This is a genomic window from Micromonospora endophytica (assembly GCF_003236305.1).
Lineage (GTDB): Bacteria > Actinomycetota > Actinomycetes > Mycobacteriales > Micromonosporaceae > Micromonospora > Micromonospora endophytica.
Map to the genome: position 1 here is coordinate 1 of NZ_POTX01000269.1, position 7535 is coordinate 7535.

Sequence of the window (7535 nt, forward strand, 5' to 3'; positions counted from 1 at the left end):
CCCCCGCGCTGCCCACCGTCCGGCTCAAGGCCCGGGACCGCACCGGCACCCTGCGCGACTGACCGTCGCGCCTGCCTGGCGGAGGCAGGCGTGACCCGGCGGGACACGGGTAACTGCCGACATGCTTACCACCGTCTCCACCATCGAGGACAAGAAGCGGTTGGCCCGCCGGCTCGCCGGCAGCGGTCGAGGCTTCGCCGAGCAGTACGGATTCCGGGTCACCAACAACCCGGCCAGCCTGTTCCAGTTGCTCTGCCTCGCGGTCCTGCTCGCCCGCCGGGGCGATTTCCAGCGGGCTCTGGACAGCGCACACGCCCTGCCCGACGCCGGCTGGGACAGCGCCGCCCGGCTGGCCCGCTCGCTGCACGCCGAACGGGTCCGGGTGCTGCGGGACAGCGGTCAGCGCGGGGACGTCGACGCGCTGGCCGACCGGCTCGGCGACCTGGCCCGCAGCGTGGTCGAACGATACCGGGGCGATCTGCGGCGGCTACGGTCGGCGGCGGGCCGCGACCCGGCCCGCGAACGGGCGTTGCTCGCCGAGTTGCCGGGTGTGGACGGCCAGGTGGTCGAGTTGTTCCTGCGCGAGGTGCAGGCGTTGTGGGCGGAGGTCGCCCCGGTGGCGGACCGGCGGGCGCTGGCGGCTGCCCGCCGTCTCGGGCTGGGCCGCTCGGCCGAGGAACTGGCCGGGCTGGCCGGCGGTGGCGAGTCGGAACGGCTCGCCTGGCTGGTCGGCGCGCTCGCCCGAGTGGACCTGGAACGGCGGTACGCCGAATTGGATGAGACTTTTGTCGGCACCCCCTGACCGTTCGGCCGATGGCATGCCGTATGCTGTGCGCAGTAGCAGCGACTGCCCGGTTCGGGCGGTCGTGGGCCGCTTGGTGGTGACCGCGACCCGGTTCGGGCGTTCATCGCACCACCAGGGCAGGTGGTTACTCGGCGCCCCCGGTCGCGGTTCGCGGCCGGGGCGTCCGCCGTCTCTCAGATGCTGCGGATGTGCTGCGACACCCGTTGGTGACGCTTGTCCCGGGCGCGTGCGGCCTCCTGCGCGTCGCTCACCTCGGGGGCGGCCTCGATGCCGGCCGACCGGGCCACCTCGGCGTCGTTGGCATAGTCGACAGGCGGCAGCGCACGCAGCGCGCGCAGCACGTCCGGTGGCGCCCCCTCTCGTTCGGCCTCCCGCACCACGTCGTCCTTCCCGGCCGGATAGTCCAGGTTGGACAGATACTTCAGCACCTCGGGGTAACTGGCCATGATCGGTGGCTCCTCCCGGCTTAGATCCCGCCACGACCGGGCGCGGTTACCCACCGGCGCGCCGCTCACGCGCCCCGGCCGGAAAACCGCAGCCGTTTCCGACCGGGCCGGCGGGGTAACCGCGCCGGGAAGGGGGTACGCGGTGAACTACGACACGTTCGTCGACCAGGTCGCCCGACGGTCAGGTACGTCGGCGCGGCGGGCGGAGGAGCTGACCCGGGCGACGCTGGCCACGCTCACCGAGCGGCTGACCGGCGGCGAGGTGCTGGATCTGGCGGTGCGGTTGCCCGAGCCGTTGCGGTCGCCGCTGCGACCCACGCCGGGCACCGAGGCGGCGGAACAGTTCGGCGCGGCCGAGTTCGTGGCCCGGGTGGCGGTCCGGGCGGGCATCGAGGAGCCCGCGGCCCGGTCCGTCATCGGCGCGGTCTTCGCCACCCTGCGCACGGCGGTCACCGACGGCGAGTTCGACGAACTCGTGGTCCGGCTGCCCCGCGACTATCGCGACCTGGTCGAACCGGCCCTCGCCCCCGGCACGACGCTCCGCCGGGCCTGACCGTCCCCGTGTTGCGCCGGGCGGGCTCAGCCGATCGCGCCGGCCGCCCGTAGCCGCGCCACCCGGTCCGGGTGGTAGCCGACCTCGGCGAGCACCTCGTCGGTGTGTTCCCCGGGCCACGGGGGCGGCCGGCGCACCGACGTGGGGGTGCCGGAGAATCGGGGTGCCGGTGCCGGCTGCACCACACCGTCGCGGACCACGAAGGTGCCCCGCGTGGCCAGGTGCGGATCGTGCGGCGCCTCAGCCCAGTCCAGGACCGGTGCCACGCAGGCGTCGGAGGTGGTCAGTAGCGCCGCCCACTCGTCCCGGGAACGGCTGCGGAACAGCCGTGCCCAGGCCGTACGCAGCGCCGGCCAGTTCGTCGGGTCGGTGCGGTCGAGTGCCTCGTCCGGTGGCAGTGGGAAGCCGGTGCGCCGGACCAACTCGTCGTAGAACCTCGGCTCCAACGCGCCGACGGCGAGGAAGCGTCCATCGGCGCACTCGTACGTGTCGTAGAAGGGGGCACCGCCGTCGAGCAGGTTCACCCCGCGTGGGTCCTGCCACATGCCGAGCTGTCGCAGCGCGTGGATCTGGGTGCTGAGCACCGCCACGCCGTCCACGATCGCGGCGTCGACCACCTGGCCGGACGCGCCGCCGCGGACCGCGTACAGGGCGGAGACGACGCCCAGGGCCAGCATCATCCCGCCGCCGCCGAAGTCGCCGAGCAGGTTCAGTGGCGGCACCGGAGGCGCGCCGGGCCGCCCGATGCCGTGCAGGGCGCCGGTGACGGCCAGGTAGTCGATGTCGTGCCCGGCGTACGGCGCGTACGGGCCGTGCTGGCCCCAGCCGGTCATCCGGCCGTACACCAGCGCCGGGTTGACCGCGTGGCAGTCGGTCGGGGCGAGGCCGAGGCGCTCGGTCACCCCGGGCCGGAAACCCTCGATCAGCACGTCCGCCGCGCAGACCAGGGTCAGCACCACCTCCCGGCCGTCGGCCGACTTCAGGTCCACCCCGATCGAGCGGCGGCCCCGGTTGAGCAGGTCCGGGTGCGGGGTGCCGAAGGCGTCGGGGGCGACGTCGCTCACCCGGTCCACCCGCACCACGTCCGCACCGAGGTCGGCGAGCATCATCGCGGCGAACGGGCCCGGACCGATCCCGGCCAGCTCGACGACGCGTACGCCGGCCAGGGGCCCGGCGGACAGCTCTGCGGTCATCGGATCACGATACGATCATCCTGGCCCTCGTCCCCTCCCGTGCCCTCGTCCCTCGCCGGCGAGCGATGACAGCAGATGAAATGGACTCGGAATGTTAACCCTGCGCTAACAGGCCGTGACCGATAGCGGCCGGCCGCTCCTGGTCGAACTGGCGGTGGTGCTGGTGGCGCTGGCCGTCGGGGTGGCCGCGTCGGGCGTGATGTACCGGTTGGTGGAGGTGCCGGGTATGCGGCTGCTCCGCCCCCGATCGAGCGTGCCGGTTACCGACCAGGCCGCCCGGCCGAGGGTGTCCGGCCGGCCGGGTGTGTGATCAGCGTCCCCCGCCTGGCGGCTCGAATCCGGCTGTCCTAACCTAGGCACCACGAGGGGAGTACTTCCCACGAACCATACCGGTCAGTACGGCGCACCCCGGGTGCGCCTCGGGTGGTTGCCCACGAAACGTGGGTGAAGGAGACCTCGAACATGACATGGTGTTCGAGGAGGCCCTATATGTCCGGAATGTCTGTCGCGGCCCAGCTGCAGTCGGTGGGTACGCCATCGCTCTGGGCTGTCACCATCGCCGGCGTACTCGCGCTGTTGGTGCTGGACTTCCTGGTCACGCGACGCCCGCACGAGGTGAAGCTCAAGGAAGCGCTCGGCTGGTCGGCGTTCTACATAGCCCTGCCGCTGGCCTTCGGCGCCTGGGTGTGGTCCCGGTACGGCTCGGAACGCGGCTTCGAATACCTCACCGGTTACCTGGTCGAGAAGTCGCTGTCGGTCGACAACCTCTTCGTCTTCATGCTGCTGCTGGCCGCGTTCGCGGTGCCGAGCGTGCTGGCCCAGCGGGTGCTGCTCTTCGGCATCACCGGCGCGCTGGTGCTGCGCGGTGTCTTCATCGCCCTGGGCGCCGCGGCGTTGCAGACGCTCGACTTCGCCTTCCTGATCTTCGCGTTGATCCTGCTGTTCACCGCGGCCAAGCTGCTGCGCGACGCCTTCACCGGGCACGAGCAGTCGGTCGACATCGGCACCATGCGCTCGGTGCGTCTGCTGCGCCGGTTCATGCCTGTGGTCAACGAGTACCACGGCACGAAGATGACCGTACGCGTCGACGGGCGTCGCGCGCTCACCCCGCTCGCGCTGGTGGTGGTGGCGGTGCTCGCCACCGACGTGGTCTTCGCCGTGGACTCGGTTCCGGCGGTCTACGGCATCACCGAGGATCCGTACCTCGTCTTCGCCACCAACGCCTTCGCCCTGCTGGGCCTGCGGGCGCTCTACTTCGTGCTGCACGCGGCGCTGAGCCGGTTGGTCCACCTCACCTACGGCCTGGCGATCATCCTGGCCTTCATCGGCGTCAAGCTCGGACTGCACTGGGCGCACGGCGTCTGGGAGGGCGTGCCGGAGATCCCGACGCTCGCCTCGCTCCTGGTCATCCTCGGCGTACTGACGGTCGTCACCATCACCAGCCTGCGGGCCACCCGCAACGTCGTGCCGGGCTCGAAGGAAGTCGTCACCGAGCGGCAGTGAGCGATTCCTCGGTCGCCGGGGTCCGACGCCGGCGGCCGAGGAAGCCGCGCGCCCACGGCGCGGGACGTGGTAGGAATTGGCGGTGGGAATCGTGACACCTGGCTTCGGGGGGCGTCCTCGCGCCGAAACACCCGACCTGCCGCCTGGGCAGTACCTCACCTCGGACTTTCCCGTCCTCTCCGCCGGCCCGACACCACGCGTGCCGCAGGAGAGCTGGGAGTTCGTCATCACCACCGAGACCGGCGCGGAGTACCGGTGGAGCTGGGCGGAGATGATGGCCCTGCCGCAGCAGACGCCTACCGTCGACATCCACTGTGTGACCCGGTGGTCGAAGTTCGGCACGAGCTGGCAGGGCGTCTCGCTGGACACCCTGCTCGACGAGGTGGAGACCGCCGCCGACTACGCGCTGGCCCACTCCTACGGCGGCTACACCACGAACCTGCCCCTGGACGACCTGCGCGACGGTCAGGCATGGCTGGTGCACACCTACGACGGTGAGGACCTGCCCGCCGAACACGGCGGCCCGGCCCGGCTCCTGGTGCCGCACCTCTACTTCTGGAAGTCGGCCAAGTGGGTGCGCGGCATCCGGTTGGGCTTCGAGGACACCCCCGGTTTCTGGGAGACCGCCGGCTACCACGACTACGGTGACCCGTGGCGTGAGCAGCGGTACTCCGGCGATTGACCGGGCGGATGGGGTGGCAGCCGGCCCGGCTGGTGAGCCGCCGGGTCGAGACACCCACCGCGCAGACCCTGGTGCTCCAGGTGTCGCAGTGGCCGGCGCACCTGCCCGGCCAGCACGTCGACATCCGGCTCACCGCGCCCGACGGTTACCAGGCCGCCCGGTCGTACTCGCTGGCCGCGCCGGCCGACGGTGACCGGATCGAGATCACGGTGCAGCGGGTGCCCGACGGCGAGGTGTCGCCCTTCCTTGTCGACACCTACCGCGAGGGTGATCCGGTCGAGGTGCGCGGCCCGGTCGGTGGCTGGTTCGTGTGGCGTCCCCAGCAGACCGACCCGGTGCTGCTGGTCGCCGGCGGGTCCGGCGTGGTGCCACTGATGGCCATGATCCGCGCGCGGCGAACCGCCGGCAGTCGGGCACCGTTCCGGCTGATCTACTCCGTACGCACCCCGGCCGACGTGCTCTACGCCGACGAGCTGCGGCGGCGGGTCCGCGACGACGCCGGCCTCGACGTGGCGTACGTCTACACCCGCCAGGCGCCCGAGGGCTGGCGGGGCGAACCGCACCGACTGGGGCTGGCCGACGTCAACACCCACGGCTGGCCGTCGGAGCTGGAACCGCTTGTCTACGTCTGTGGCCCGACCGGCTTCGTGGAGGCCGCCTCCGACCTGCTGGTCGGGTTGGGTCACCCGGCCCGGCGGGTGCGTACCGAACGTTTCGGCCCGACCGCGTAGAAGGAGAGGCGTCGATGACCGAGCTGCCGTACCTGGACGGCAACATGCTCGACGGACCGCTGTCGGAGCTGTTCGCGGTCGACCTGAGCACCGCCACCGGCCGCTGCGCCCACTGCGGCAGCACCGGCCCGGTGGCGGGACTGCGGGTCTACTCGCAGGCTCCCGGACTGGTCGCGCGCTGCCCGACCTGCGTGGAGGTGATGATGCGGCTGGTCCGCGCGCCCGATGCCGCCTGGCTGGATCTGCGCGGCACCACGTTCCTGCGCTTTCCGATGCCCGCCGAGCCACCGCCGTCCGCCTAGACGTTTGCCCTGGCTCCCGGCGGGAACCGGCTCCAGATGACGAAACCTCGTGTGGTGATCGTGGGAGCCGGTTTCGCCGGTTACCACGCGGCCAAGACGCTGAGCCGGCTGGCCCGCGACCGGGCCGAGATCGTCCTGCTCAACTCCACCGACTATTTCCTCTATCTGCCGTTGTTGCCGGAGGTGGCGGCGGGGGTGGTGGAGCCGGGCCGGATCGCGGTGCCGTTGACCGGGACGCTGGACGGCGTGCGGGTGGTCATCGGCGAGGCCGACCACGTCGACCTCCAGAACCGCTGGGTCGGCTTCACCCAGCCGGAGGGGGACCGCAACCGCTTGGCGTACGACCGACTGATCCTCGCCGTGGGCAGCGTGAACAAGCTGCTGCCGATTCCCGGGGTGACCGAGTACGCGCACGGCTTCCGTGGCCTGCCGGAAGCGCTCTACCTGCACGACCACGTGGTGCGTCAGATCGAGCTGGCCGAGCAGGCCGAGGATCCGGCCGAGCGGCAGGCCCGGTCCACCTTCGTCGTGGTGGGCGCCGGTTACACCGGGACCGAGGTGGCCGCGCACGGGAAGTTGTTCACCGACGCGCTGGCCGCCCAGCGCCCCCGGCTCAAGGTCCGCCCGAAATGGCTGCTGCTCGACGTGGCCGGGCGGGTGCTGCCCGAGTTGGACGAGCGGATGTCGAGGACCGCGGACCGGGTGCTGCGCCGGCGCGGCGTGGACGTGCGGATGGGTACCTCCGTGGCGGTCGCCACCGCCGACGGGGTCAAGCTCTCCGACGGCGACTACGTGCCCACCTGTTCCCTGGTCTGGTGCGTGGGCGTACGCCCGGACCCGTTCGTGGCGGACTTGGGCCTGCGCACGGAGAAGGGTCGGCTGGTGGTCGACGAGTACCTCAACGTCCCCGGCTTCCCCGAGGTGTACGCCTGCGGCGACGCCGCCGCCGTGCCGGACCTGACCCGTCCCGGCCAGATCTGCACCATGACCGCCCAGCACGCCCAGCGGCAGGGCAAGCTCGTCGCACACAACATCGCCGCCTCGTACGGTCAGGGTCGGCGCCGCCCGTACCGGCACCACGACCTGGGCTGGGTGGTCGACCTGGGCGGCCGGGACGCGGCGGCCAACCCGCTCAAGGTGCCGCTGTCCGGTCTGCTGGCCAAGGCGGTGACCCGGGGTTACCACCTGCTGGCGATGCCGGGCAACCGGGCCCGGGTGGGCGCCGACTGGGTGCTGGACGCGACGTTGCCTCGCTCGGCGGTGCAACTCGGGCTCGTTCCCGCCAACGCCGTTCCCCTGGAGAGCGCCTCGCCGGAACTT

10 protein-coding genes are annotated in these 7535 nt (G+C 71.9%); 8 read left to right on the forward strand and 2 right to left on the reverse strand.

Features of this window, described 5'->3' with window-relative positions; all coding sequences use genetic code 11:
- Positions 1-121 precede the first annotated feature (121 nt).
- Positions 122-802, forward strand: a complete 681-nt coding sequence (locus tag C1I93_RS26325; RefSeq protein ID WP_111245972.1) for a hypothetical protein — start codon at positions 122-124, stop codon at positions 800-802.
- Between the two features lie 176 nt (positions 803-978).
- Here C1I93_RS26325 and C1I93_RS26330 read toward each other — a convergent pair whose 3' ends face one another.
- Positions 979-1251 carry a DUF2795 domain-containing protein gene (locus C1I93_RS26330; RefSeq protein ID WP_111245973.1) on the reverse strand — a complete coding sequence of 91 codons (273 nt, stop codon included), beginning with the start codon at positions 1249-1251 and terminating at the stop codon, positions 979-981.
- A 142-nt stretch (positions 1252-1393) separates the two neighbouring features.
- Here C1I93_RS26330 and C1I93_RS26335 point away from each other — a divergent pair, with 142 nt between their 5' ends.
- Complete coding sequence (locus tag C1I93_RS26335; protein ID WP_111245974.1) at positions 1394-1804, forward strand: DUF2267 domain-containing protein; 411 nt, start codon at positions 1394-1396, stop codon at positions 1802-1804.
- Positions 1805-1830: 26 nt separating this feature from the next.
- On the opposite strand, the gene C1I93_RS26340 is transcribed toward C1I93_RS26335, so the two are convergent.
- Positions 1831-2997, reverse strand: a complete 1167-nt coding sequence (locus C1I93_RS26340) for a CaiB/BaiF CoA transferase family protein (protein ID WP_111245975.1) — start codon at positions 2995-2997, stop codon at positions 1831-1833.
- 115 nt (positions 2998-3112) lie between these two features.
- Between C1I93_RS26340 and C1I93_RS26345 the strand changes: the two genes are divergently transcribed.
- The 6 genes from C1I93_RS26345 to C1I93_RS26370 form a co-directional block, all read left to right on the forward strand.
- Complete coding sequence (locus C1I93_RS26345; RefSeq protein WP_111245976.1) at positions 3113-3307, forward strand: hypothetical protein; 195 nt, start codon at positions 3113-3115, stop codon at positions 3305-3307.
- A 179-nt stretch (positions 3308-3486) separates the two neighbouring features.
- The gene (locus C1I93_RS26350; protein WP_111245977.1) at positions 3487-4500 is read left to right on the forward strand and encodes a TerC/Alx family metal homeostasis membrane protein; all 1014 of its coding nucleotides are present in this window, start codon (positions 3487-3489) and stop codon (positions 4498-4500) included.
- A 91-nt stretch (positions 4501-4591) separates the two neighbouring features.
- Positions 4592-5182, forward strand: a complete 591-nt coding sequence (locus tag C1I93_RS26355) for a sulfite oxidase-like oxidoreductase (protein WP_220039603.1) — start codon at positions 4592-4594, stop codon at positions 5180-5182.
- A gap of 8 nt (positions 5183-5190) precedes the next feature.
- A complete protein-coding gene (locus C1I93_RS26360) occupies positions 5191-5913 on the forward strand; it encodes a ferredoxin reductase (protein ID WP_111245979.1) in 723 nt (240 codons plus the stop codon).
- A 14-nt stretch (positions 5914-5927) separates the two neighbouring features.
- Positions 5928-6215: a DUF6510 family protein gene (locus C1I93_RS26365; protein WP_111245980.1), complete on the forward strand. Its 288-nt coding sequence runs from the start codon at positions 5928-5930 to the stop codon at positions 6213-6215.
- A 36-nt stretch (positions 6216-6251) separates the two neighbouring features.
- Positions 6252-7535: NAD(P)/FAD-dependent oxidoreductase (locus C1I93_RS26370; protein WP_111245981.1), on the forward strand; the 1284-nt coding region annotated here is incomplete at its 3' end.